Raw genomic sequence first — 23,334 nt, forward strand, 5'->3', positions numbered from 1 at the left:
CATTTGTTTAACATAACTTTTCAAATAATTTGAATAAGGCCAGGTGGGAGACGATTATCATGACGAGCGTGGCTGCGCTGCTGGAGGGAATTTCTTTAGTTAAAAAAATAGCTTGCAACATTACTGCAACCATGCGTTAATGGCTCTTCGGTTTGAAATCCAAAAGATATCGTAGCAGTTTCTTAAAGCATCTCTCATCACGTTGTGCCTCTCCACAGCCTCTCCTGGGTTTTTTCTTTACGCTCTGATTAGTTTTGTCTCAGACCCTTATTGCCTTAAAGGCCCATTAGTTTATAACGTTTAACGTTCTGGAGATTTTCATGACTAACATTCATTTTCGTTGCCCATGCTGCCATGGTTCGCAATACCGCACGTCGGTTTTCGACGTCTCATCAAAAAACCCGATGGGTGCCAAGTGCATCTTCTGCAAGTCGGCCATGATGACGTTTGACCATATTGCCGTATCACAGCACGCGCAGCGCGTCCCTTTTGAACTGCGTAAGTAATTGCCCGCGGCGCCGTCACGCCCGGCTTTTCCCCCTCTCGTAACCATAACAGTTCATTAATTCTTCCTTTTTTCTCCTGCTGATATAGAGTGTTTCGCAGCAAGGAGAGAACGATGAAAAAATATCAGCGCCTGGCGCAGCAAATCATTTCGCAGATCGAGTTGGGTGTCTGGCAACCCGGCGATAAATTGCCCTCGCTGCGAGAGCAAGTGGTCAGCAGCGGCATGAGCTTTATGACCGTTGGCCATGCCTATCAGATGCTGGAAAGTCAGGGCCGCATCGTTGCCCGTCCGCAATCAGGTTATTACGTCGCCGCACGGCCGATGGGCCAGCAGCCTGCGCCCCCTGCGCAAGTGATGCGCGACGAAGCCGTGGACATTAATACCTATATTTTCGATGTGTTGCAGGCCAGCCGCGACCCGTCCGTCGTTCCCTTCGCCTCTGCCTTTCCCGATCCGCGACTCTTTCCACTGCAACAACTCAACCGCTCGCTGGCGAACGTCAGCAAAACGGCCACCGCCATGAGCGTGATTGAAAACCTCCCCCCCGGAAACAGCGATCTGCGCCATGCCATTGCCCGCCGCTATGCCCAGCAGGGGATGAACATCTCCCCGGAGGAGATAGTGATCACCGCCGGAGCGCTGGAGGCGCTAAACCTCAGCCTGCAGGCCGTGACCGAGCCGGGCGACTGGGTCATTGTTGAAAATCCCTGTTTTTACGGCGCTCTTCAGGCACTGGAGCGGTTAAAACTTAAAGCACTGTCGGTGGCGACGGATGTGCGCGATGGGATAGATCTTCAGGCGCTGGAACAGGCGTTGAACGACTATCCGGTGAAAGCTTGCTGGTTAATGACCAATAGCCAGAATCCGCTGGGATTTACGCTCAGCGCAGAAAAAAAAGCGCGGCTGGTGGCGCTATTAACCCAGCATAACGTCACCCTGATTGAAGACGACGTCTATAGCGAACTGTACTACGGTCGGGAAAAGCCGCTGCCGGCGAAGGCGTGGGACAGCAACGACATGACGCTGCACTGTTCGTCATTTTCGAAATGTCTGGTGGCCGGGTTTCGTCTTGGCTGGGTGGCGGCAGGCAAACATGCCCGCCGTATTCAGCAACTGCAGTTAATGAGCACCTTGTCGACCAGTTCGCCCATGCAGCTGGCGCTGGTAGATTACCTGGCGACCCGGCGTTACGACGCCCATCTGCGCCGGCTTCGCCGCACACTGGCTGAACGCAAACAGCAGGCCTGGCAATCGCTATTACGTCATCTGCCTGCCGAGGTGGTTATTCACCACAGCGACAGCGGTTACTTTTTATGGCTGGAACTGCCCCCGACGCTGGATGCCGGTAAACTCAGTGAGCAGGCCCTGCGCCACCACATCAGCATTGCGCCAGGCAAAATGTTTTCGACCTCCGATGCCTGGACCCCGTTTTTCCGGTTTAACACCTCGTGGGCATGGGGGGAGCGCGAAGAGCAGGCAGTTATTCAGCTGGCGAAATTAATCCGCGCTATGCTGTCTCCGAATTAATTTTCTCTCCGCACTGCCGGGTTTATTCATCTTCATCTCTCCTCGCCGCGATAAATTCGCGGCGTTTTACTTTTCGCTGTCATAGGAAATTTGCATACCGCGCGTCAGCGCTAACTCCTTGTCTATAATCCAGTTAACGGGGAATGCGCCCTCGGTCACAACCTGATGAAATATCTACAGCGTGCCGGGTGCGCCGCATTCGCGCGGTCTACGTTTAATACAGGAGATATTTTAAACGGCACGGCCGCCGCCAGATTGCATTGCGACAGGAGTAACGTGTATGAGCAAAAAATTTGCCCGTAGCAGCCTGTGTGCGCTCGGCATGACGATTCTGACTGCACAAGCGGCCGAGCCACCCAAAGAGATCGGAAAAGGCGAAGGGCGGCTGGATATTATTGCCTGGCCTGGCTATATCGAGCGCGGCCAGACCGATAAAGCCTACGACTGGGTTACGCCGTTTGAACAGGAGACGGGCTGTAAAGTCAACGTGAAGACTGCCGCCACCTCGGATGAGATGGTCAGCCTGATGGCGAAGGGCGGCTATGACCTGGTCACCGCCTCCGGCGACGCCTCCCTGCGCTTAATCATGGGTAAGCGCGTGCAGCCAATAAACCCTGATTTAATCCCCAACTGGAAAACCGTCGATCCGCGTATGGTGAAGGGGGAGTGGTTTAACGTCGGCGGTAAAGTCTACGGCACCCCGTATCAGTGGGGACCAAACCTGCTGATGTATAACACCAAAACCTTCCCGACGCCGCCCGATAGCTGGAGCGTGATCTTCGTTAAGCAAAATCTACCCGACGGCAAAACCAATCAGGGGCGCGTGCAGGCCTATGACGGCCCGATTTACATCGCCGATGCGGCACTGTTCGTCAAAGCCACTCAGCCCGATCTCGGTATTACCGACCCGTATCAACTCACCGAAGCACAGTATGCCGCCGTGCTGAAAGTGCTTCGCGACCAGCACGCCCTGATCCACCGTTACTGGCACGATACCACCGTGCAGATGAGTGATTTCAAAAACGAAGGGGTGGTGGCCTCCAGCGCCTGGCCGTATCAGGCTAACGCCCTGAAAGCCGACAACCAGCCCGTCGCTACCGTCTTTCCGAAGGAGGGGGTGACCGGCTGGGCGGATACCACCATGCTGCATAGCGATGCCAAACATCCAGTGTGCGCCTATAAGTGGATGAACTGGTCGCTCACGCCAAAAGTGCAGGGCGATCTGGCCGCATGGTTCGGTTCGCTGCCGGTGGTGGCGGAGGGCTGCAAAGCCAGCACCTTGCTGGGTGAAAAAGGGTGTGAGACCAACGGCTACACCTACTTCGACAAAATCATGTTCTGGAAAACCCCGATAGCCCAGGGCGGCAAGTTCGTCCCTTACAGCCGCTGGACGCAGGATTACATCGCCATTATGGGCGGCCGTTAATCGCCCGGGAGCAGAAGATGACGTACGCGGTAGAGTTTAACGACGTCTCCCGACGCTATGGTGAGGTGTGCGCGGTGGATCGCGTCACCATGGGGATCCGTGACGGGGAGTTCTTCTCCATGCTGGGGCCTTCGGGCTCCGGCAAAACCACCTGTCTGCGCCTGATTGCCGGGTTTGAACAGCTGAGCGGTGGGGCCATTACCCTGTTCGGTAAAGAGGCCAGCGAACTCCCTCCCTGGGAGCGGGATGTGAATACCGTCTTTCAGGACTATGCGCTCTTTCCCCATATGTCGATTCTCGATAACGTCGCCTACGGGCTGATGGTAAAGGGCATCGACAAAAAAACGCGTCATGCCCGGGCGCATGAGGCGCTGGAAAAGGTCAGTCTGGGCTTCGCCGTGGCCCGGAAACCTTCTCAGCTTTCGGGCGGCCAGCGTCAGCGAGTGGCGATTGCCCGCGCGCTGGTCAATCAGCCCCGGGTATTGCTGCTGGACGAGCCGCTGGGTGCGCTGGATCTAAAACTGCGCGAGCAGATGCAGTTCGAACTTAAAAAGCTCCAGCAAGAGCTGGGGATAACCTTTATCTTCGTGACCCACGATCAGGGCGAAGCGCTCTCGATGTCGGACCGGGTCGCAGTATTTAATAACGGCCGCATCGAGCAAATTGACACACCGCAGGCGCTCTATATGCGCCCACGCACGCCTTTTGTCGCCGGGTTTGTTGGCACTTCGAACCTGTTTAATGACGAGCAAGCCCAGCGGGTCTGTGGCATGCCGGGCCTCTTCGCTCTGCGCCCGGAGCATATCCGCCTGAACGTGGGCGGTGAAGTCCAGGTGCAGGGGGTGGTGCAGGCGGTACAGTATCAGGGGGCCGCGACCCGCTTTGAGCTGCGGCTGGCCGATGGCGCAAAATTGCTGGTGAGCCAGGCCAATCTCAGCGATGCGTACTTACCCGCCGGGCTGGAGATTGGCCAGCCGGTCACCGCCTCATGGGCGCGGTCGGCGATGGTGCCGCTCCATGGGGAGGGATGAGATGGCGATGGGTACCTCACCGGGCATCGCATCGCAGGGGATGGTCAATCGGCTCTCCGGCCTGTTCTGGCGCAGGCCATCGCTGGGACTTTTCCTGCTGTTGTTAGGGCCGCTGATGTGGTTTGGCATTGTCTATTTAGGGTCGCTGCTCACCCTGTTGTGGCAGGGGTTCTATACCTTCGACGATTTCACCATGTCGGTAACGCCGGATTTGACCCTGGCGAATCTTTACGCGCTCTTTAACCCGGCGAACTACGACATCATCATCCGCACGCTGGTGATGGCAGTGGCGGTAACGCTCGCCAGCGCGGTGCTGGCGTTTCCGATGGCGTGGTATATGGCACGCTATACCCGCGGCAAATGGAAAGCGTTTTTCTATATTGCGGTAATGCTGCCGATGTGGGCCAGCTACATTGTCAAAGCCTACGCCTGGACGCTGTTGCTGGCCAAAGATGGCGTGGCGCAATGGTTTCTGGGCCATATGGGGCTTGAGCCGCTGCTCACCTCACTGCTGACGTTACCCGCCATTGGCGGCAATACGCTGTCCACCTCCGGGCTGGGGCGTTTCCTGGTCTTCGTCTACATCTGGTTGCCCTTTATGATCCTGCCGGTGCAGGCCGCGCTGGAGCGTCTGCCAGCCTCGCTGCTTCAGGCCTCCGGCGATCTCGGGGCCCGCCCGCGTCAGACCTTCCGTTATATCGTGTTGCCGCTGGCGATCCCGGGTATTGCTGCCGGGTCTATCTTCACCTTTTCATTGACGCTGGGCGACTTTATCGTGCCGCAGCTAGTGGGGCCACCGGGCTATTTTATTGGTCAGATGGTTTACTCCCAGCAGGGGGCGATTGGCAACATGCCGATGGCAGCCGCGTTTACGCTGGTGCCCATCATTCTGATCGCGGTCTACCTGGCGTTCGTGAAACGCCTGGGAGCCTTTGATGCACTCTGAAAGCGCACCGCTGTTTCTCAAAATTGCTACCTGGGGCGGGGTGATCTTCCTTCACTTCCCGCTATTAATCATTGCTATCTATGCGTTTAATACCGAGGATGCCGCGTTCAGTTTTCCACCGCAGGGGCTAACGTTGAAGTGGTTTAGCGTCGCGGCAGCGCGGGGCGATATCATTGACTCCGTGACGTTGTCACTTAAAATTACCGCGCTCTCCACCGTGATTGCGCTGGTGCTGGGTACGCTGGCGGCCGCGGCGCTATGGCGCAGTGACTTCTTTGGCAAAAATGCGATCTCACTGTTGCTGCTCCTTCCCATTGCACTGCCGGGAATCATCACCGGCCTGGCACTGCTCACCGCCTTTAAAACCGTCAATCTTGAACCGGGTTTCTTCACCATTGTGGTCGGCCACGCCACCTTCTGCGTGGTGGTGGTGTTCAATAATGTAATTGCCCGCTTCAGGCGGACTTCATGGAGCCTGGTCGAGGCCTCGATGGATTTAGGGGCCAACGGGTGGCAAACCTTCCGCTATGTCGTGCTGCCCAACCTCGGCACGGCGCTGCTGGCCGGCGGAATGCTGGCCTTTGCTCTCTCATTCGATGAGATCATCGTCACCACCTTTACCGCAGGACACGAACGGACGTTACCGCTGTGGTTGTTAAATCAGCTGGGTCGCCCGCGCGACGTGCCGGTGACTAACGTGGTGGCACTGCTGGTCATGCTGGTAACAACCATCCCCATTCTGGGAGCCTGGTGGCTCACCCGCGACGGCGATAGCGTGGCCGGTAGCGGAAAATAACGTTTATTCAACGGGACAATGCTATGCAAACTCAATTGTTGATCAAGGGTGAACTGGTAAATGGCGCTGGGGAAAAACAGCCGGTCTACAATCCTGCCACCGGCGAGGTGCTGGTAGAAATTGCCGAAGCCAGCCCGGCGCAGATCGATGCCGCCGTGCAGGCCGCCGATGCCGCCTTTGCCCTCTGGGGGCAGGCCACGCCGAAAACGCGCGCCGACGCGTTACTGAAACTGGCGGAGGTCATTGAGCAGAATGCCGGAACGTTCGCCGAACTGGAGTCGCTCAACTGCGGCAAACCGCTGCACTGCGTCAAGAGCGATGAGATCCCGGCGGTGGCCGATGTGTTTCGCTTCTTTGCCGGTGCCGCCCGCTGTCTGAACGGGCAGGCCGCAGGCGAATATCTTGAGGGGCATACCTCAATGATTCGCCGCGATCCGGTCGGGGTTGTGGCGTCTATCGCCCCCTGGAACTATCCACTGATGATGGCGGCCTGGAAGCTAGCACCGGCGCTGGCGGCGGGCAACTGTGTGGTACTCAAACCCTCTGAAATCACGCCGCTCACGGCTCTGAAGCTCGGCGAACTGGCTAAAACCATCTTCCCGGCAGGCGTCCTTAACGTACTGTTCGGGCGCGGTAAAACGGTGGGTGATCCCCTGACCGGGCACGAAAAAGTACGTATGGTGTCGCTCACGGGCTCCATCGCGACCGGGGAGCATATTATTGGTCATACCGCGTCGTCGATAAAACGCACCCATATGGAACTGGGCGGCAAAGCGCCCGTCATTGTGTTTGACGATGCCGATCTCGACGCCGTCGTTGAAGGGGTACGTACTTTCGGCTTCTACAACGCCGGGCAGGACTGTACCGCCGCCTGCCGTATCTATGCTCAGCAGGGGATCTACGCCGCGCTGGTCGAAAAGCTGGGCGCCGCTGTCTCCAGCCTGAAAATGGGCGCACCGGACGAGGAGACAACCGAGCTGGGGCCGCTCAGTTCACAGGCGCATCTTGACCGCGTAAGCCACGCGGTGGAGGAGGCGAAAGCGCTGGCCCATGTGCAGGTGATTACCGGCGGTAGCAAGCATGATGGCAAGGGTTACTATTTCCAGCCCACGCTGTTGGCGGGAGCAAAACAGGAGGACGCTATCGTCCAGCGCGAAGTCTTTGGCCCGGTGGTCAGCGTCACGGCGTTTGAGGACGAAGCGCAGGTCCTGTCCTGGGCCAACGACTCGCAGTACGGACTGGCCTCGTCCGTCTGGACGCAGGACGTAGGACGGGCGCATCGCGTCAGCGCACGTTTGCAATACGGCTGCACCTGGGTCAATACCCACTTTATGCTGGTGAGTGAGATGCCGCACGGTGGAATGAAAATGTCGGGCTACGGCAAGGATATGTCGGTCTACGGGCTGGAGGATTATACCGTGGTGCGCCACGTCATGTTTAAACATTAATTTGCCTTGCCGCCAGGAGTCATCCTTCTGGCGGTCGATTCTTTATTACGAATATTTTATATATTCTTTGAAGAATATATCGTCTCGCCTTTACAATTCGCGCCCTAAATTAAACTGCGCCCTCGCCGATAATGTCATTAATTACCTTTTCTGCGATCCAACATCATGCTGGCTATTAATCATAATGAAATGACCGGGCTCTTACTTAAATCCCGGAAAAATAACGAATCATTACTCGCGCAGACGGTAGAGCGACTCTCATCAGGGTTACGTATTAACGGTGCTAAAGATGACGCGGCCGGTCTGTCCATTACGAACCGTATGCTCTCATCCATAAACGCAGACAGCGCGATTTCGCGCGGCATGGATGATGCGATAAGCCTGGCGCAGACCGCTGAGGGGGCATTGAGCGAAGTGAGCAATATGCTGATTCGGGCCAAAACGCTGGCGGTTCAGGCAGCAACCGATACGCTTTCCGAAACCGATCGCATCAGTTTAAATAATGAATACTAACATATTCTTGCCGGTATTACGCATATTGCTGAAACGACAGAGATATTTGGTCAATATCCCCTGGCGACGGATAACCCTACTTTTCCGCCGCAATTAATCGGCGATGTCAGCCCGTTAAATACAAAATTCCCGATTCAGGGTAACAGTTATGCTTTTTCCTCGGGCATTATTCCCCTGGCCTATATTCCGGCCGGCTCGACTACGATTGCGATAAATATTAACTCGTTAGGACAGGATGACGATCTCCAGCTCTTTACTCGCGACGGTAAACATCTGGTCGGGACGCCTCTTGAAGGGGGCGATGCCGATTACACCTGGGTCAGCCGTGGCATCAGCGATGCCGCCACGGCGACCCACGCCTTTATGACGCCTGAAAACGGTTTTATCGCCGGGGCCACCTACGACGGCTCCCAGTTAGTCGAAGGGGGGACAAGCTGGGATCCTACCGGTGCAACCCTCAACTATAACGGTATGAACATCACCTATAGCGGCGACGGTGACCGCTATGAAGACAGCACCAACGGCGGGTTCAACGACGGTACCAATGGCAGCAATATGGTCGAGCGCATCACGCTTGATAACGTCACGGAAGATCTGCTGGTGGTGGTAGGTAATGGCTCTTTCACCAGCGCCATTACCTGGGGGAATCTGCCGACACCGACCATGCCCCCGACGGTGCCGCCAAAGCAGAGTCGCGCGATCGAAGTGGTGACCAGCGCCAATTTTGGCGAGGAGGTCCAGCAGATGACGATCGAACCCACGCCGACCGACCTTAAAACGCTGAAGCTGGAAAACAGCGAAATGACGACCCAGGCAGGGGCCAGGAGCTGTATGGCGACCCTGGATGCGGCGCTGGAAAAAGTCAGCGGTTACCGCAGCCAGTACGGCGGGCTGATCAACAGCTTTGAATCGCACAAGTCGGTATTATCACAGCAGGGTATTGCGTTGCAGGCCAGCCGGAGCCGTATTCAGGATGCAGACTACGCTGTCGAAGCCAGCCGTTTAGCCCGGGCGCAGATCATCTCTCAGGGGCAGAATGCGGCGCTAAAAATCGCTAACCAGAGCCCACAAACCGTGCTCGACCTGCTTAAATAAAAGCTCACGCAGCGGCGAGGGCGCCGCTGCGCAACAATTACCATCCGCAGACGTTATGCTCATTCTCACTGTCGTAGGCGCGAACGGTGTTAACCAGATCCTTCACCACGTCGGCGGCGACGTCCGGAATCAATAGCTCCATTGGGGCTTCTGTCTCGTAGTCCACCGACACACCGTTGCTGTTGTTGGTCACGGTGACGGTATACGTTGCCTTGCCCATGGCTTACTCCTTATGTGTATTGACCACTTTACCCAGTCCTGCGCCTTCGAGAGTCGCTGCCGGGTCAGCGAAAAAGTCGATATTAAAGTAGGTGTCGTCCGTCAGTAATTCAATGCGATGCCACTTCTGCGGCGGGGAGATACCGAAACTGCCCGCTTCAATCACCAGCTCCAGATCCGGCTCGGTGGCATCGGCATTGGCAAAACCAAAGTAACGCACTGCACCCTGCATCACGGAGAGTCGACCATACACGCCGGCTTTGGTGTTGTGATGGGTAAAGAGCGCTTTAGGGGCGGTTGTCTGGTTCCAGAACGGGGTCGCACGGGTGTGAACATAGTTTTCAGGAATACGTAACATAGTCAGTTCCTTATCAGCGGCAGGGCGCTTAAAGTGATTTCAAAACATCGGGCTCGACGAAGAAATCGATATTGAACAGCGTGTCATCGCTCATCACCTCAATGTGATGCCAGCGCTCCGGCGAAAAGACGCCGAAATGACCGGCTTCAATGATCAGGATGCTGTCGGGCTCGGGGGTGGTTGCATCAGCATAGCCGAGATAGCGCACAGTGCCCCGCATCACGCTCAGGCGAGGATAGACGCCGGGACGGGTGCCCTGGTCAAGATGGCGCTGGAAGATGCCAGCAGGGGCAGTCTCTTTGTTCCAGAACGGCGTAAAACGGGTATGAATACAACTTTGCGGAATAGGTAGCATCGTTTTTTCCCTCTAAAGCCTGAGACCATTACACCACGCTTCAGTAAGGGTTATTTTGCATAAAGTGCATTTAAAATGCAACTTTAAAGTGGTACCTCTCAGGTGGTCTATACTTACCCATTCCGATGGCAATGCAGGAGATGCTTATGCAGTATGTTGAAAAAGACGATCCTCAGAATGCGCCCGAGTCGGGTGATAAACAGCCACAGCCGGTGAAAAAATAACACCGTGTAAAGGTCGCTTCGGCGACCTTTTTTATGTAGCGGGTTATACTCATTTGTTATTACCACACAAATTTCATGGATAACTTGTAACAAAAAAACTTGATCTGTATCAACGTATACCGCATATTGCGCGCGGTTATTTTAAACAGATCGGGTGAATGCGATGACGTTGTATCAAAAAATGTTAGTGTTTTACGCAATCATGGCCTCCATCTGCGCGCTGATCACCTGGTTCCTCTCCAAAGATCGTAAGCGTATCCGCTTCCTGAGCGCCTTTCTTGTCGGTTCAACCTGGCCGATGAGCTTCCCGGTGGCGCTACTGATCTCGCTTTTCTAAAGCCCTGTTTCGCCCCGACAAAAGCCGTTCTGCTCTCGGGACGGTGAATGATCCACACGCTGGACGCGCAGTGTCATAAGCGATCTCCTCCGTCCTGGCGAAGGCACTGGCTGACAGCAGGGGTGAAGAGACGACCCGCTGGTGAGCGGGCCGCCGTGAGCGTTACGACAAAATCGCTTTTAACTGCTGGCGTGCCGCTGGCGTCACATCCTGTGGATGCTGGTAGCCGATGTTCTCGCACGCCTGGGTATAAAGCGCGACCAGCCAGTCGTAAACATACGCCGTGGCCGCATGAACCGGTTGTTCCCCAAGACGGCTCAGGCGCGGCGCGGTGCTGGCCACCGTCGGCGTGACGAAAATCGGCTGCCCTTTGCGAATACGGCTGGCCGGGCGTGCTTCGGCAGGGGTCTGCGCATAACCCACCCAGCTTACGAAGTTACCCAGCGCGGTATACAGCTGGGCGGCGCTGCCCTTGTCAGTATCAACGATCTGCTTCAGTTGCCCCGTCAGATTCAGTCGGTAGCTGCTGGTGACCAGCACATCAGCAATCTGTTGCAACACCCTGGCTTCCAGTCCCAGACGATGGGCGGCCCCGTCGTCGCGGCTCCACTGGCGAACATGGTTAACCCATAATCTGTGTGCCAGCCGGGCTTTGTCTTGCGGCTCCCAGCGCTCATCGCTCTGCTGGGCGCTGTCGGCAAACAGATCAATGGCATCGGTGAAGAGACCATTGACCTGCTCTTCACGCGGTTGTTGCACGGCCATCAGTGTTTCAAAGGCCTTCAGCGGCGGCAACAGCCCCTCCAGTAACTCACCATGACGGCCAGCCATCCCCTGCAGGGCGCGAACTACCCCTTCTGCGGCGCTACGCTGTGCCGCGGGCTCCTGAGTCAGCGGAGCCAAATAACCCTGCATCATCGTACGCAGTTCGCGGTGCAAGCGCGCGCGCAGCGCCTGTAAGCGCGCCTGACGCTGACCGGCAAGCGTCGCTTGCGACAACCATTCAATGACGCGCTGCATGCTACTGCTGTCCAGTGCCTGCAGCGTGCCCCAATGCTGACCCGGTTTGCCCAGCAGCTGCTGAACCGACTCGTCGAGATTCGAGCGGGTGGTAAAACGGGCATCCTGCGGCGTAATCGCCCATACCAGCCCTGGCAGCGCGGCCTCTTCGCCGGGTTGGGTATCCTGAACCCAGTTCAGCAGCGCGCGGGCGGTGCTGGCGGTCTGGCTGTGCTGGAGAGTGGCGTTACAGATCACCAGCACATCCGGTTGCAACTGCTGGCGGTAGTGCTCCAGCAGCCACTGACGCTTAGCCTGCGCCAGCGGTGCTTCGCTCTGCGCCGCGGGGGCGGGAATATCAATCATCGCTACGCCATCCAGCGCGCTGCTCTCCACCGAAAGCACCACTTCGCGGGTAAGCAGGGCCAGCACGTCCAGAGGGATACTGATGGCGTTCATCAGTTCGCCGTTCTGCACGGGGTGCAGTACCGCCTGTTGAACATCCGGCTGGGCAAGATCGCCCTGAGTGAGAAAACCTTCGGTCGGAAGACCAAAATTATCGACCAGCAGGCTTACCGGTGCTGCCAGCTCCGGAGCATGGCTGGTCTGATGCAGAATATGCGCCAGCGCCAGCCAGGCCTGGGTTAGCTCCTGCTGTTCTCCCCACAGCAGCGACCAGACGCTGGCGCGGGTACTGAGATCCAGCGAAGGCAGTAGCAGCGCGAACTGATGCCAGAGGGCGTCGTCCATTTGCTGTACTGCGGCAGGCACGGTGTCACGCCAGTAGCGGGAAATGGATCCCACATCGGCGGCGGAGATCCCCGGCACCGCCTGAGGTTGTCGCAGGGCGCGCCATTTTTCCAGACGCGCCTCAATCACCGCTTTATCCACCGCCGGCACGGTTGCACGGGTGATAAAGAGCTGCACCAGTTCGGCCTCGGTAATCAGGCTCAGACGCAGCGGGAAGGCGTCGTCGGCAGGCGCTTCGGCGGTCGGCGTAAAACGGATCGCCATATTGGTCAGGGCATGACCGGGGTTGATATGGGTGAAGTAGTCGAAAGTCCGTGCGCCCACGGTCACGTTCATACGTCCGTTGCCGCTGCCGCACAGGGAGGCCAGCAGATGCGCTTTCGCAGCCTGAGCGTGGCCATACAGCCCGATGGTGCTGCCTGCATGCAGCGCACGTTCGATGGCGCTCTCCTGGGCTTCTGCTGCGGCCAGCCGCGCCAGCAGGGCGTCGGCGTCGTTATCCAGTATCGGAGCGTGCTGGCGGGTCTGATTAATCCAGTCGATGACTGCCTTAGTAATGGATGCACTCATTTCAGGTATACGCTCCCGCTGTCGATCCAGTAGTGGCTACCGCTATGACGGCGATCGGCCAGGGTGTTCAATTTAAAGGTGAGGGCGTCGGGCGGTACCGGCGTACCGTCCTGGAGCCAGGCATCGCTAAGCTCAAAGGCCTCCGGCCCTTCATGTCGGCTGCCGCCGCGCAGTTGCAGGCGCACGTTCAGCACTCCGTCGCCCGCGATGGACTTCGCCAGGTCGGCGGAGTTGATGCTCAGGGTATAGAGCGGCGTCGCAGGCCAGCGGGCGTTTGCCAACTGGCGGAAGCCGAGCGTGACGTTGCCGCGCAGCGGGAAGTGCAGCCGGGTGTCCAGTTTCGCACCGGGCTTATCGAGGTCGATATCCTGATACCAGACGTTCTCGTCGCGCAGGGTATTCACGGTGTTATCCAGCACGCCGAGATAGCGCACGGTCGAGTAAGCGCCGATATCTGCCGCTTTGAAGTTGAAGCGCGGCAGACGCAGATCCAGCGCCAGGCTACAGAGCATGGCGCCGACGGCGGCGGTGGATTTCGGATTGCCGATGCGCCCTTGCTGACTGAAGGGATACCATTCGTGGACGCGGTACTTATCCAGCCACACCATACGACTAACGGGAACAGGCTGCAGGTGGCGGATCAGCGCCTGGACGCCCGGCAGGCAACCCGGACGGCCGGTAATCAGCAAAATATCGCAGGCGTAATGGGAGATCGCCTCAGATACCGCATGCAGCGGGGCGGCGAGGGTGAAATGGCCCGCCAGCATCGCCTCCTGCATTTCGCGGAAGTTAACATGCAGCGGCACCGCGAAGAGGTCAAACGGCGCTGAGCCAGCCGGCAGCGCATGATCGATAGCCTGCTGAAGGTAGTTCATGACGTTGCGCGTCGGTTTGCGGCTCAGCAGATCGCCAAAGGTGGCATGCAGTCCGTCCAGCGGGTCGTCGATATCACTGGCTTCCCAGGCCCCAAGAATGGCATGACCGATCGGCATAAAGAGCTGCAGGGCCGTCTGCTGGCGCAGCACTGCCTGGGTATCAATACGCCCGGAGTCGCCAAACAGCGAGGCCATCAGCAGGGAGGCGTCGGCAATGCCTGCTTTTTGCAGCTCTGTCTGTAGGGCCGGCAGTACATAGCGCTGGATCACATCCAGCAGGGTGTCATCACCGGCCACCTTAAAGCCTTCGCGGAAGAGCAGTTGCGGGGTGATTTTGACATTGCTACCAGAACCGTCATCCAGCTGATAATGGGTGATGGCCATGTCGGTGGTGCCACCGCCAATATCGATAGAGGCTACCCGCAGCGCCCGCCCTGGCGCACAGCCAGGCTCCGGCTCGCGGTCAGGACGTGCAACGGAGGCAAAGAAGGTTTCGGTCTGGCCAGCGTAATGCGAGATGGCTTCGTTATAGAGCCACACCAGCTGACCGCAGCTCGCCTCGTCCCACTCCATCTGGATTTCCGGCACCGGTACCACGCTCTTTTCCTGCTGCTTGCGGCTGGCGAAATCTTCATCCTGCGGATGCCAGCCCATCGCCTTCCAGACAATGGCGATAGCTTCAAACATGCGGCGACGGAAGATCTCACGCTCCTGTTTGGGCATTGCCGACGGCAGGGTAAGGATCAGGGTGCGCAGCTGACGCGGGGAGGCCGGGAAGCCCAGACGCAGACGGGTGGCGACGCTATTGATCTGCCCCAGCGCCTGTGCCAGCAGTTCGCACAGCATGTGGGTCATCAGGGTGCTGCGGCTGTACTGCGGCGAGAAGACCGGCAAGCGCTCGTCCTGCGGCAGGGTAAACAGCGGCTCTCCGTCGTCATTCATCAGGTTCATCAGCGGGAAAGCTGTCGCCAGCGGTTCGCGCTGGGTTTTGGCATTCATCTGACTAAAACGCCAGTCCTGCACCACCGGGGTCTCGTCCCACAGATAGCGGCGCGGGCTTGAAATCCCGCTGTTGCCTTCGGTTCCCAGACGCTGGGTCGCCAGTTTACGGGCTTCATCGCCCACGCGCACAATCGACGGCCAGACGAACGCGTCTTCGCGTCCACTCTCTACCGAGAAGTGCTGCTTGCCGAAGCGGGCTTCAGAAAACTCGAGACGGCTGGTAAACAGCGGCTCATTCAGGAACTGGGGTTCGCTCAGGGAGCGCACCTGGAGCTCTGCCGTCTGGCGCAGGCCATCGTTGGCGTCGCCATGATCTTCAATGATCACGCCGCAGGTATGGGTGTTCCCCACATCCAGAATCAGAACCACCGGGATAGCCGGAGTGCTGAGGGTATGGGTGACAAATTTCACTTCCGGTATGGTGAGCTGTTCACCGAGCATGGCCAGCACGTTGAGCCAGTGAGCCTGGTACTCAAAATTACGCATCGCCAACTGCAGATCGCGGTCGGCACGGTTCTCCACGCCGGAAGCGTACTGGGTAAAGGCTTCTCGCAGCCAGCCGTCAATCCAGGTCTGGTCGAGGAAATCCGCCACTTCGTCATCACGCCAGGCGAGGGAGAAACGGGTCCCGTTCAGGATATCGTTTTCCACCGGCGAGAGTCGGGAGGTAGCATGCGGCGCTATCTGGCTATCCAGAGCCAGCGTCACCCGGTGGGTATGGCCAGCGCTATCCGGCGCTTCCAGCTTACGCACCTGCACTCGCGCCCAGTTATCCGGGCCTTCTACGAAGGTACGCGGCGGGTTGAAGCGCAGGAAGGGCACCGGCAGCCAGACGCCATCCAGCACCGTCAGGGAGTGCTGCAGCGAAAGGGTGCTTTCGGGTTTAACCACTTCCGGCTGGCCACCACCGCTGGCGGGCAGCGTGTAGCGGTTGTTAATCACGTCAAAATTGAGACGCAGCAAGGGGCCGTTGGCGGTTTTACGCACAAAACGTCCGCTCTGGGCACTGTCCTGCGGCGTCAGGCCAAAATCAAGAAACTGTACGCCACTGTTGGCGATAAGCGTGACGCTCTGTTTATAGTCGCAAAGAGTTACCAGCATGGGATCACGCACCTGCTTTTCTGAATGTCAACGGAACCACGGTCTTGGCGTCGTAACGGGCGGTACATTCCGCCACATCGTTCACCCCGGCTTTGCAGGCGATCTCCGGCATCGGATAGCGAGAGCCGTCAGTGCAGCGGGCATTGCCGCGCGTTTTAATCATCAGCTCACCGTTGCTGTGCAGCCCGGAGAAGACCTCCGTACGGCAGACGATATTATCGCCATGCACCACGCGCGCGGTGCCTTTATTGTTCTGGATTTGGTAGCGCAGTGAGGGCGGTTTACCGGTGATAGGATCTTTCACATCCAGCATGACGCGCCAGCTACCGTTAAGGAAGCGGGTTGAGCCTGCTTTCACCTGACCGGCCTCCATCACCAGCGCCTCTTTCGGGATAGCGGCAATCACTACCGGCTCGGTTGGGGCGGCAGGCTCTGGCGCTTTTACCTGCGCGGCCACCACTTCCGCCTGGTGCAGAGGCAGCGTTAAGGGCAGGGACTTCACCGCCGCGACGGGTTTAGGTGCAATCTCTACGGCCGCAACAGGGGCGGGGGCAGGCTGGGCCTCAGCGGTCTCTACCGGGGCGCTATGGGTAGACCACAAGATTGGCGCAGCCACGGCTACGACGACCAGCGCGGCCACCGGCAATGGCCACAGCGGGAAGCGGCGTTTTTTCATCACTACAGGCGTGGCAAGCGGCGCTTCGGGCTCGGGTTCAGGCTCTTTAACTAACACCTGCGGGGCGGGTTGGGCGGTGTAGAGATCGTCTGCGGTGATCTGAATTGTGGCCGGGGCTGAAATCAGCGGTTCATCGGCTTTTTCGAAGATGATCTCCTGCACCGGTTCCGGCTCGGGCTCTTCTACCGGGGCGGGGATCTCCACCGGGCGCAGGGATTCGCGCAGGCACTCGAGCACATCGTCCCTGGCGTTTTCGTTAAGATTAACAAAACCCCAGAAAGTGATGACCGGTTTGCCATCCACCAGGAATAAAAAGTTTTCGCCGGGGAACTGGAAGGCTTTGGACAGTAGGGAGCCAAACAGCTGTTGAGCGGTTTTAGGGGACTGCAGCGATTTTTTGCTCAGGGACTCGACGCTGGAGAGTGTGCTTTCCAGCAGGCGCAGGGCGCGATAACGGGCATCTTCATCGGCGGCCTTCCAGCTACTGACGCTACCCTCAACAGGGGCATACCAGTCAACCCTGTCACCCTCGTCGTTGACTTGCGGAATCGCCAGGCAGTCGACGATGGACTGCTGTTTGCGCAGGCGCAGCGCCTCGCGGATTTGCAATGCAGATTCGAAAACGGCCTGACCGCCGCCGCCAACGGCCTGAAAATCATCCAGATTACCGCTACGTAAAAGTGTTTTTGCCACGATTTGATCCCATAGACTTCTTCACCCTTGTACTTTACGGAATCCGTTGGCAACTAAACGGCAGAAGAGACAACAAAAGGGGCGATTTCTTACCGCATTGCGCGGACGAAAAGTGCTTGACGATGAATGGCACTTAAGGCAAATCTCCCTGGAGCAGCGGTGAGAAAACCAGCAAAAATAGGGCCTTTAGAATATCCTGATAGTGTTTCGTTATTTGCCAGTACGAATGTGCTGTGCTGTTATTACGGTTCTTCATAATAAATCCGCAAAGGGTAATAACGATGTCTACAGGGAAAACGCTCCTCGCGCTGGCATTCAGCGCGCTGTTACCGGCAAGCGCGGCATGGGCCGCGAATAACGATACGATTATTTACTGTTCAGAAGCCTCCCCGGAGTCTTTCAACCCGCAAATCGCCAGCTCAGGCCCCACTTTTGTGGCCAGTTCGCAGGTGCTCTATAACCGCCTTATCAACTTCGATCCGGTGAAAAACACCCCGGTTCCGTCGCTGGCGGAGTCCTGGACTATTTCGCCGGATGGTAAAACCTATACCTTTACGCTGCGTAAAGGGGTGAAGTTCAACAGTAATAAATTCTTTAAACCTACCCGCGACTTTAATGCCGATGACGTTATTTTCTCGGTTATGCGTCAGAAAGACCCTAAGCACCCGTATCACAACGTCTCCCAGGACAACTACGAATACTTTAATGATGTCGGGCTGGATAAGCTGATTCAGGACGTGAAGAAGATTGATGATTATCACGTGCAGTTTGTACTGAGTGAGCCGAATGCCGCCTTCCTGGCCGACTGGGGGATGGATTTCGCCTCTATTCTCTCGGCTGAGTATGGCGACGCAATGCTGAAAAAAGGGACGCCGGAAAACGTAGACAACTGGCCAATTGGCACCGGGCCATACGTCCTGCAGCAGTATAAAGTCGACTCCCTGATTCGCTATATTGCCAACCCGAACTACTGGGATGGGGCGGTTCCGACTAAGCACCTGATCTTCTCCATCACCCCCAACGTGGAGACCCGTCTGGCGAAGCTGCAAACGAACGAATGCCAGATCATTCCTGCGCCGTCGCCGGTGCAGTTCGACGTCATTAAAAAGAATAAAGATCTGACCCTGCATACGGTCGATGCGCTGAATGTCGGTTATTTGGCATTTAATACCGAGAAAAAGCCGTTTGATAACGTGCTGGTGCGACAGGCGCTGAACTACGCTACCGATAAAAAAGCGATTATCAATGCCGTCTTTATGGGCTCGGGTACGGTGGCAAAATCCCCGATTCCGCCGAATATGATGGGCTTTAACAAAGATCTGAAAGATTACCCGTACGACCCGGAAAAAGCGAAAGCTCTGCTGAAGCAGGCCGGGCTGGAGCAGGGGGCAGAAGTCACCCTCTGGTCTATGCCGGTGCAACGCCCTTATAACCCCAACTCTCGCCGTATCGCTGAGATGATCCAGAGCGACTGGGCGAAAGTGGGCGTGAAAGCAAAAATCGTCTCGTATGAGTGGGGCGAATACCTGTCCGGCATGCGCAAAGGGGAACACGACAGCGCCCTGTTTGGCTGGATGTCGGATAACGGCGACCCGGATAACTTTGCCGACGTGCTGCTGGGCTGCGACAGCATTAAAACGGGTTCCAACGCTGCACGCTGGTGTGACAAGGGGTATGATGAGCTGGTCAACAAAGCGAAGCTGACCAGCGACCCGGCTGCACGCGCTAAGCTTTACAGCCAGGCGCAGGAGATCTTCTACCAGCAGGCGCCGTGGATCGCGCTGGCGAATGGCAAGACTTTCTTTGCCACCCGCAGCAACGTGAGCGGTTATAGCGTCAGTCTGATGGGGAGCGATTTCTCGAAAGCGAAGCTCAACTAAGCCTGTGCCGGGTGGCAGGCTGCCACCCGGTGAACCGATAAGGAGTGACAATGTCACATTTAGAGGAAGTGATCGCCCGCGTAGATGCCACCCTTGAAGAGAGCGTGATTACGCATATGAATGAGTTGCTGATTGCGCTCAGCGATGACGCCGCCCTGAGCCGCGAAGATCGCTATACCCAACAGCAACGTCTGCGCACTGCCATTGCCCATCATGGTAAACAGCATAAAGAAGAGATGGAGGCCCGCCACCAGCAGCTGACAAAAGGCGGCACCATTCTCTGAGTCAGAACTGGCGCCTTGCCACCAGCCAGGCGCCAATCACCAGCATGATCGCACCGGATACCGGCCCAATCAGCGCCCGCAGGGGGATCCCCTGACTGCGTACCACATCCATCACCAGCCCCCCGATCAACTGACTGGCAACCAGCACCGCAATGGTGGTGGCGGCACCCACATACTGATAACCGCTGATGCTGGCGAAGACAAAGAACGACCCCAGCAGTCCCGGAATTAAGGTCCACCACTTCAGGGTGTGCACCAGCTCGCTAAACCCCGCCACGCCATTTTTAATCAGCAAGATCGAGACGAACAGCACAATGCCCACCAGCGAATTTAGCAGCATGGCGATCAGGATGGTGCTGGAGGACTGGGTGATCCGCACCATGAGAGTGTTTTGCACGACCAGGCCAATGCCTGCCGCCACCAGAAATACCAGCGTTAATGACTGATTCATCCGATGGCGTCCGGGTCGGTGCGCTCATCAAGCTGCAGCTGCATAAAGGTGAGGTCCAGCCAGCGGCCAAACTTGGTGCCCACCTGCGGCATCTGGCCCGTGGTGATAAAGCCTAAGGTTTCGTGCAGATGAATAGAGCCGCGGTTTTGCGCTTCGATACCGGCGACCATCACATGCTTGCCAATGTTCCGCGCTTCGATAATCAGCTGTTTCATTAACGCCCGACCGATGCCTTTGCCCTGGTGCTCAGGATGAATATAGACAGAGTGCTCCACGGTGTGGCGGAAGCCATCGAAAGCACGCCAGTCGCCAAAGGAGGCATAACCGACAACCCGACCCTCCTGCTCACAGACCAGCACCGGATAACCCATCAAGGTTCGCGCTTCAAACCAGGCGATACGGTTGTCGGTATCAACGGTTGTATCATTCCAGATCGCGGCGGTATGCAGCACCGCGTGGTTATAAATCTCGCCAATGGCGGCGCAATCTTCTTTACAGGCGTGACGGATAAGCATGGAGAAACCTCGGCGTGTGTTGTTCACTATAGTAGTACGGTGCGTCACCATATTACACAAGCGGGCGCCGCTCTCGCTACGGTATAAACCATATCTTTTTGTTATCAAAAACGGCGTTGAAATAGATTTTCTAAACTATAGTATTACGCCATGAATACTATGTCAGACAACATCAATCATCGCATCAGCGCGCGTATTCGCCTTGAGCGAGAGTCCCGGGGATGGTCGTTAAGCGAGCTTGCCGAGCGTGCGGGCGTATCGCGGGCGATGATCCACAAAATCGAACGCGCCGAGAGCAGCCCAACGGCGACGTTGCTGGCGCGTCTGTGCGGTGCGTTTGGCATTAGCATGTCCACCCTGATAGCCCGCGCCGAGATGCAGGAGGGCAAGCTGCTGCGTCTGGAAAATCAACCCGTCTGGCGGGACCCGCAAACGCATTATCTACGACGACATGTTTCGCCGCGCACCGACCTGCCTATCGATCTGGTGCAGGTAGAACTGCCTGCCGGGAGTGATGTGCCGATGCCTGCGTCGTCGTATGCGCTGGCACGCCAGCTGATCTGGTTACAATCGGGGGAACTCATCTTCCAGGAAGGGGATACCCGCCACGAGATGCACGCCGGCGACTGCCTCGAACTGGGGCCGCCAAATGACTGCCGGTTCATCAACGAAAGCGACGCTCCCTGCGTTTACCTGATCGTTCGGCTTAATCAATCCGGCGCATAATGGCCAGGCGAACCTGGGAGGTTAACGCTAGTCTTTAAAGACATTTGCATAAACAGGAGTGATGTATGAGTCTGTCTTCAACACAGAATCGTCAATGGGTTCTGGCCTCCCGTCCCCATGGCGCACCCACCGTAGAGAACTTTCGTCTGGAAAAAACCTCGGTCCCTCAGCCTGAAGAGGGCCAGCTCTTACTGCGCACCGTTTATCTCTCGTTAGATCCCTATATGCGCGGGCGTATGAGCGATGCCCCCTCCTATTCACCACCGGTTGAGATCGGGGCGGTCATGGTGGGTGGCACGGTCAGCCGCGTTGAACAATCCCAACACCCTGACTATCCCGTCGGCGAGTGGGTGCTGAGCTACAGCGGCTGGCAAGATTATGCGTTGTCGGACGGTACAGGCCTGGTGAAACTGGGCAGCAACCCGCAGCACCCTTCCTGGGCGCTGGGTATCCTGGGAATGCCGGGCTTTACCGCCTACATGGGTCTGCTGGATATTGGCCAGCCGAAATCAGGCGAAACCCTGGTGGTGGCTGCGGCTACCGGGCCGGTGGGTGCCACCGTCGGGCAGATTGGTAAAATTAAAGGCTGTCATGTGGTCGGGATTGCCGGAGGAGCGGAAAAATGTCGCCATGCCGTCGAGGTTCTGGGCTTTGACCGCTGTATCGATCACCACGCAGACGACTTTGCGCAGCAGTTGAAACAAGCCTGTCCAGAGGGTATCGATATCTATTATGAGAACGTCGGTGGCAAGGTGTTTGATGCGGTACTGCCGCTGCTGAATACCTCGGCCCGCGTTCCGGTCTGTGGTCTGGTTAGCGGCTATAACGCCACCGATTTGCCGCCCGGACCCGATCGTCTGGGACTGCTGATGGGCACCATCCTGAAAAAACGCATTCGCATGCAGGGTTTTATCATCGCTCAGGACTATGGCGATCGCATCGACGAGTTTCAGCAGGAGATGGGGCGCTGGGTGAACGAAGGTAAAATCCACTACCGCGAGCAGGTAACGGACGACCTGGTAAATGCCCCGCAGGCGTTCATCGGTTTGCTGGAAGGGAAGAACTTCGGCAAAGTAGTTATACGCGTGGCGAAAGATAACTAACTTTTGCGGATATGGCGGATTATTCCGCCATATTAAGTTGTGCAAATTTCCAAATAACGTCTTTAATTATACAAGCAAAGATTACTCCAGTCGTCCCTGTGGATTGAGTTAATTCAATCACTTAGGCAGGTTTGCTGTTATTTATTGTTTCTCTTAGCACGAACCAGGCATGCAGATACAGGACATATCATACCCGCAGTGGCGAATTTCCCGCCGCTGCGGCTAACAAAGGTAAGTGTTAGTTACAGGAATAGAACATGCTGGATTTGGACAACTTAGAAAAAGCTCAACGAATGAGCCTGACGATGCAGGTTGAAATGAGTCTTAAAAGCGCCCTGATTGCAGGCGCGCTGAAACCAGGCGCCCGGCTCGTCACCAAAGAGATTGCGGATAAATTAGGTACCAGTATTACTCCTGTGCGTGAAGCGTTGCTGCGGTTGGTCTCCGCAGGTGCACTGCACGCGACCCCGGCGCAAGCGTTTCTGGTGCCGGAAGTGTCACTCGAGCGTTATAGAGAAGTTAACGCCATTCGTAAGACGCTGGAGGGCATGGCCGCTGAAGAGGCCTGTTTGCAAATGTCCGCCGAGAAACTGACGACGTTGCGAAACCTGTCAGAGAAATTCCATGAAGCGATGCACAACGGTGAAGTTGAGCGAGCGCTGCATGCCAACCGGGCCTTTCGCTTTACGCTGTATCACTATGCCGGTATGCCTACGCTGATGTCGCTTATCGAGCAGCTATGGGTACGCATTGGCCCCTGTTTTAATTGCCTCTATGACGAGAATATCGATCTCCCGTCGTCTACGTATCGTTATGATGCACTGCTCCGTGCGCTAGAAAAAGGCGATGTCGAGGGCTGTCGGACCGCCATCGATAAAGTAATAGATGAAGCGAACGACATATTGATTCTGCAATATTTAAGCTAA

Annotated in this window: 24 protein-coding genes; 16 read left to right on the plus strand and 8 right to left on the minus strand. The window is 56.9% G+C overall.

Annotation, left to right across the window (positions count from 1 at the left end):
* The first annotated feature begins 320 nt into the window (after positions 1–320).
* From ymcF to JZ655_RS21540, 9 genes are all read left to right on the plus strand, one after another.
* Positions 321–506, plus strand: coding sequence for a cold shock small protein YmcF (ymcF, locus tag JZ655_RS10065; RefSeq protein ID WP_046885369.1), 186 nt, complete (start codon positions 321–323; stop codon positions 504–506).
* A gap of 113 nt (positions 507–619) precedes the next feature.
* A complete protein-coding gene (locus JZ655_RS10070) occupies positions 620–2,035 on the plus strand; it encodes an aminotransferase-like domain-containing protein (RefSeq protein ID WP_207293726.1) in 1,416 nt (471 codons plus the stop codon).
* A 280-nt stretch (positions 2,036–2,315) separates the two neighbouring features.
* Positions 2,316–3,461: a putative ABC transporter substrate-binding protein YdcS gene (ydcS, locus tag JZ655_RS10075; protein WP_040075558.1), complete on the plus strand. Its 1,146-nt coding sequence runs from the start codon at positions 2,316–2,318 to the stop codon at positions 3,459–3,461.
* 17 nt (positions 3,462–3,478) lie between these two features.
* The gene (locus JZ655_RS10080; RefSeq protein ID WP_207293727.1) at positions 3,479–4,492 is read left to right on the plus strand and encodes an ABC transporter ATP-binding protein; all 1,014 of its coding nucleotides are present in this window, start codon (positions 3,479–3,481) and stop codon (positions 4,490–4,492) included.
* Positions 4,493–4,499: 7 nt separating this feature from the next.
* Positions 4,500–5,438, plus strand: coding sequence for an ABC transporter permease (locus JZ655_RS10085; RefSeq protein WP_207293830.1), 939 nt, complete (start codon positions 4,500–4,502; stop codon positions 5,436–5,438).
* Complete coding sequence (locus JZ655_RS10090; RefSeq protein WP_207293728.1) at positions 5,428–6,234, plus strand: ABC transporter permease; 807 nt, start codon at positions 5,428–5,430, stop codon at positions 6,232–6,234. Before JZ655_RS10085 ends, JZ655_RS10090 begins: the two co-directional genes overlap by 11 nt.
* A 23-nt stretch (positions 6,235–6,257) precedes the next feature.
* A complete protein-coding gene (gene patD, locus JZ655_RS10095; protein ID WP_207293729.1) occupies positions 6,258–7,682 on the plus strand; it encodes an aminobutyraldehyde dehydrogenase in 1,425 nt (474 codons plus the stop codon).
* Between the two features lie 165 nt (positions 7,683–7,847).
* Entirely contained in the window at positions 7,848–8,195 is a 348-nt protein-coding gene (locus tag JZ655_RS21535) for a flagellin N-terminal helical domain-containing protein (protein WP_342592108.1), read from the plus strand.
* 363 nt (positions 8,196–8,558) lie between these two features.
* Positions 8,559–9,290 (plus strand): flagellin, encoded by a 732-nt coding sequence (locus JZ655_RS21540; protein ID WP_342592110.1) that lies wholly within the window; start codon positions 8,559–8,561, stop codon positions 9,288–9,290.
* Between the two features lie 37 nt (positions 9,291–9,327).
* On the opposite strand, the gene JZ655_RS10105 is transcribed toward JZ655_RS21540, so the two are convergent.
* The 3 genes from JZ655_RS10105 to JZ655_RS10115 are packed head-to-tail and all read right to left on the minus strand — an operon-like array spanning position 9,328 to position 10,222.
* Positions 9,328–9,510: a DUF1869 domain-containing protein gene (locus tag JZ655_RS10105; protein ID WP_040075565.1), complete on the minus strand. Its 183-nt coding sequence runs from the start codon at positions 9,508–9,510 to the stop codon at positions 9,328–9,330.
* A 3-nt stretch (positions 9,511–9,513) separates the two neighbouring features.
* Positions 9,514–9,867, minus strand: coding sequence for a TehB family protein (locus tag JZ655_RS10110; protein ID WP_207293730.1), 354 nt, complete (start codon positions 9,865–9,867; stop codon positions 9,514–9,516).
* Positions 9,868–9,895: 28 nt separating this feature from the next.
* Positions 9,896–10,222: a TehB-like domain-containing protein gene (locus tag JZ655_RS10115; protein WP_207293731.1), complete on the minus strand. Its 327-nt coding sequence runs from the start codon at positions 10,220–10,222 to the stop codon at positions 9,896–9,898.
* A 131-nt stretch (positions 10,223–10,353) separates the two neighbouring features.
* Here JZ655_RS10115 and JZ655_RS21625 point away from each other — a divergent pair, with 131 nt between their 5' ends.
* Together JZ655_RS21625 and JZ655_RS10120 are read left to right on the plus strand one after the other, a co-directional pair.
* Positions 10,354–10,446 (plus strand): hypothetical protein, encoded by a 93-nt coding sequence (locus JZ655_RS21625; RefSeq protein ID WP_411815355.1) that lies wholly within the window; start codon positions 10,354–10,356, stop codon positions 10,444–10,446.
* A gap of 163 nt (positions 10,447–10,609) precedes the next feature.
* Positions 10,610–10,783 carry a GhoT/OrtT family toxin gene (locus JZ655_RS10120; RefSeq protein WP_046885377.1) on the plus strand — a complete coding sequence of 58 codons (174 nt, stop codon included), beginning with the start codon at positions 10,610–10,612 and terminating at the stop codon, positions 10,781–10,783.
* Between the two features lie 162 nt (positions 10,784–10,945).
* Here JZ655_RS10120 and JZ655_RS10125 read toward each other — a convergent pair whose 3' ends face one another.
* The 3 genes from JZ655_RS10125 to JZ655_RS10135 are packed head-to-tail and all read right to left on the minus strand — an operon-like array spanning position 10,946 to position 17,449.
* Positions 10,946–13,102 (minus strand): virulence factor SrfC family protein, encoded by a 2,157-nt coding sequence (locus JZ655_RS10125; RefSeq protein WP_207293732.1) that lies wholly within the window; start codon positions 13,100–13,102, stop codon positions 10,946–10,948.
* Positions 13,099–16,080, minus strand: coding sequence for a virulence factor SrfB (locus JZ655_RS10130; protein WP_207293733.1), 2,982 nt, complete (start codon positions 16,078–16,080; stop codon positions 13,099–13,101). The genes JZ655_RS10125 and JZ655_RS10130 overlap by 4 nt, the downstream gene beginning before the upstream one ends.
* A 4-nt stretch (positions 16,081–16,084) precedes the next feature.
* Positions 16,085–17,449 carry an SrfA family protein gene (locus tag JZ655_RS10135; protein WP_207293734.1) on the minus strand — a complete coding sequence of 455 codons (1,365 nt, stop codon included), beginning with the start codon at positions 17,447–17,449 and terminating at the stop codon, positions 16,085–16,087.
* Between the two features lie 281 nt (positions 17,450–17,730).
* On the opposite strand from JZ655_RS10135, the gene JZ655_RS10140 reads away from it, so the two are divergent.
* Together JZ655_RS10140 and JZ655_RS10145 are read left to right on the plus strand one after the other, a co-directional pair.
* Complete coding sequence (locus JZ655_RS10140) at positions 17,731–19,329, plus strand: ABC transporter substrate-binding protein (protein ID WP_207293735.1); 1,599 nt, start codon at positions 17,731–17,733, stop codon at positions 19,327–19,329.
* Positions 19,330–19,379: 50 nt separating this feature from the next.
* Positions 19,380–19,613: a YdcY family protein gene (locus JZ655_RS10145; RefSeq protein WP_040075575.1), complete on the plus strand. Its 234-nt coding sequence runs from the start codon at positions 19,380–19,382 to the stop codon at positions 19,611–19,613.
* A 1-nt stretch (position 19,614) separates the two neighbouring features.
* Here JZ655_RS10145 and JZ655_RS10150 read toward each other — a convergent pair whose 3' ends face one another.
* Both JZ655_RS10150 and JZ655_RS10155 read right to left on the minus strand, forming a co-directional pair.
* Positions 19,615–20,064 (minus strand): DMT family transporter, encoded by a 450-nt coding sequence (locus tag JZ655_RS10150; RefSeq protein WP_040075577.1) that lies wholly within the window; start codon positions 20,062–20,064, stop codon positions 19,615–19,617.
* Positions 20,061–20,579, minus strand: a complete 519-nt coding sequence (locus tag JZ655_RS10155; protein ID WP_207293736.1) for a GNAT family N-acetyltransferase — start codon at positions 20,577–20,579, stop codon at positions 20,061–20,063. The genes JZ655_RS10150 and JZ655_RS10155 overlap by 4 nt, the downstream gene beginning before the upstream one ends.
* A 150-nt stretch (positions 20,580–20,729) precedes the next feature.
* Between JZ655_RS10155 and JZ655_RS10160 the strand changes: the two genes are divergently transcribed.
* The 3 genes from JZ655_RS10160 to JZ655_RS10170 all read left to right on the plus strand — a co-directional run bounded on the left by JZ655_RS10160 (position 20,730) and on the right by JZ655_RS10170 (position 23,334).
* Positions 20,730–21,305 carry a helix-turn-helix domain-containing protein gene (locus tag JZ655_RS10160; protein ID WP_207293737.1) on the plus strand — a complete coding sequence of 192 codons (576 nt, stop codon included), beginning with the start codon at positions 20,730–20,732 and terminating at the stop codon, positions 21,303–21,305.
* A 65-nt stretch (positions 21,306–21,370) separates the two neighbouring features.
* The gene (locus JZ655_RS10165; protein ID WP_207293738.1) at positions 21,371–22,408 is read left to right on the plus strand and encodes an NADP-dependent oxidoreductase; all 1,038 of its coding nucleotides are present in this window, start codon (positions 21,371–21,373) and stop codon (positions 22,406–22,408) included.
* Between the two features lie 257 nt (positions 22,409–22,665).
* Positions 22,666–23,334, plus strand: coding sequence for a GntR family transcriptional regulator (locus tag JZ655_RS10170; RefSeq protein WP_046885384.1), 669 nt, complete (start codon positions 22,666–22,668; stop codon positions 23,332–23,334).

The organism is Leclercia pneumoniae (genome assembly GCF_017348915.1).
Taxonomy (GTDB): Bacteria; Pseudomonadota; Gammaproteobacteria; order Enterobacterales; family Enterobacteriaceae; genus Enterobacter; species Enterobacter pneumoniae.

Bases quoted from the DNA above. Each gene is read 5' to 3' on its own strand.
- JZ655_RS21535 (WP_342592108.1), top strand. From the start codon at position 7,848: ATGCTGGCTATTAATCATAATGAAATGACCGGGCTCTTACTTAAATCC.
- JZ655_RS21540 (WP_342592110.1), top strand. From the start codon at position 8,559: ATGACGCCTGAAAACGGTTTTATCGCCGGGGCCACCTACGACGGCTCC.
- ydcS (WP_040075558.1), top strand. From the start codon at position 2,316: ATGAGCAAAAAATTTGCCCGTAGCAGCCTGTGTGCGCTCGGCATGACG.
- JZ655_RS10145 (WP_040075575.1), top strand. From the start codon at position 19,380: ATGTCACATTTAGAGGAAGTGATCGCCCGCGTAGATGCCACCCTTGAA.
- JZ655_RS10155 (WP_207293736.1), bottom strand. From the start codon at position 20,579: ATGCTTATCCGTCACGCCTGTAAAGAAGATTGCGCCGCCATTGGCGAG.
- JZ655_RS10170 (WP_046885384.1), top strand. From the start codon at position 22,666: ATGCTGGATTTGGACAACTTAGAAAAAGCTCAACGAATGAGCCTGACG.
- JZ655_RS10080 (WP_207293727.1), top strand. From the start codon at position 3,479: ATGACGTACGCGGTAGAGTTTAACGACGTCTCCCGACGCTATGGTGAG.
- JZ655_RS10090 (WP_207293728.1), top strand. From the start codon at position 5,428: ATGCACTCTGAAAGCGCACCGCTGTTTCTCAAAATTGCTACCTGGGGC.
- JZ655_RS10125 (WP_207293732.1), bottom strand. From the start codon at position 13,102: ATGAGTGCATCCATTACTAAGGCAGTCATCGACTGGATTAATCAGACC.
- JZ655_RS10160 (WP_207293737.1), top strand. From the start codon at position 20,730: ATGAATACTATGTCAGACAACATCAATCATCGCATCAGCGCGCGTATT.
- JZ655_RS21625 (WP_411815355.1), top strand. From the start codon at position 10,354: ATGCAGGAGATGCTTATGCAGTATGTTGAAAAAGACGATCCTCAGAAT.
- JZ655_RS10085 (WP_207293830.1), top strand. From the start codon at position 4,500: ATGGGTACCTCACCGGGCATCGCATCGCAGGGGATGGTCAATCGGCTC.
- JZ655_RS10140 (WP_207293735.1), top strand. From the start codon at position 17,731: ATGTCTACAGGGAAAACGCTCCTCGCGCTGGCATTCAGCGCGCTGTTA.
- JZ655_RS10130 (WP_207293733.1), bottom strand. From the start codon at position 16,080: ATGCTGGTAACTCTTTGCGACTATAAACAGAGCGTCACGCTTATCGCC.
- patD (WP_207293729.1), top strand. From the start codon at position 6,258: ATGCAAACTCAATTGTTGATCAAGGGTGAACTGGTAAATGGCGCTGGG.
- JZ655_RS10115 (WP_207293731.1), bottom strand. From the start codon at position 10,222: ATGCTACCTATTCCGCAAAGTTGTATTCATACCCGTTTTACGCCGTTC.
- JZ655_RS10165 (WP_207293738.1), top strand. From the start codon at position 21,371: ATGAGTCTGTCTTCAACACAGAATCGTCAATGGGTTCTGGCCTCCCGT.
- ymcF (WP_046885369.1), top strand. From the start codon at position 321: ATGACTAACATTCATTTTCGTTGCCCATGCTGCCATGGTTCGCAATAC.
- JZ655_RS10150 (WP_040075577.1), bottom strand. From the start codon at position 20,064: ATGAATCAGTCATTAACGCTGGTATTTCTGGTGGCGGCAGGCATTGGC.
- JZ655_RS10120 (WP_046885377.1), top strand. From the start codon at position 10,610: ATGACGTTGTATCAAAAAATGTTAGTGTTTTACGCAATCATGGCCTCC.
- JZ655_RS10110 (WP_207293730.1), bottom strand. From the start codon at position 9,867: ATGTTACGTATTCCTGAAAACTATGTTCACACCCGTGCGACCCCGTTC.
- JZ655_RS10105 (WP_040075565.1), bottom strand. From the start codon at position 9,510: ATGGGCAAGGCAACGTATACCGTCACCGTGACCAACAACAGCAACGGT.
- JZ655_RS10070 (WP_207293726.1), top strand. From the start codon at position 620: ATGAAAAAATATCAGCGCCTGGCGCAGCAAATCATTTCGCAGATCGAG.